Origin of the sequence: Tardiphaga robiniae (assembly GCF_013359755.1) — a bacterium.
In the GTDB taxonomy this organism is placed as follows: domain Bacteria; phylum Pseudomonadota; class Alphaproteobacteria; order Rhizobiales; family Xanthobacteraceae; genus Tardiphaga; species Tardiphaga robiniae.
Genome location: NZ_JABMCJ010000021.1, coordinates 1 through 320, shown reverse-complemented (window position 1 = coordinate 320; position 320 = coordinate 1). Strand labels below are relative to the sequence as shown.

General features: G+C 41.9%; 2 protein-coding genes. Both read right to left on the bottom strand.

Annotation, left to right across the window (positions count from 1 at the left end; genetic code table 11):
* Positions 1–105 precede the first annotated feature (105 nt).
* Positions 106–234, bottom strand: coding sequence for a host cell division inhibitory peptide Kil (gene kil, locus HP556_RS00095; RefSeq protein WP_001007579.1), 129 nt, complete (start codon positions 232–234; stop codon positions 106–108).
* Positions 218–319: a protease FtsH-inhibitory lysogeny factor CIII gene (locus tag HP556_RS00090; protein ID WP_353934061.1), complete on the bottom strand. Its 102-nt coding sequence runs from the start codon at positions 317–319 to the stop codon at positions 218–220. Before HP556_RS00090 ends, kil begins: the two co-directional genes overlap by 17 nt.
* Position 320 lies beyond the last annotated feature (1 nt).

Sequence of the window (320 nt, the reverse complement as noted above, 5' to 3'; positions counted from 1 at the left end):
CAAGACGATCCTGAATGTAATAAGCGTTCATGGCTGAACTCCTGAAATAGCTGTGAAAATATCGCCCGCGAAATGCCGGGCTGATTAGGAAAACAGGAAAGGGGGTTAGTGAATGCTTTTGCTTGATCTCAGTTTCAGTATTAATATCCATTTTTTATAAGCGTCGACGGCTTCACGAAACATCTTTTCATCGCCAATAAAAGTGGCGATAGTGAATTTAGTCTGGATAGCCATAAGTGTTTGATCCATTCTTTGGGACTCCTGGCTGATTAAGTATGTCGATAAGGCGTTTCCATCCGTCACGTAATTTACGGGTGATT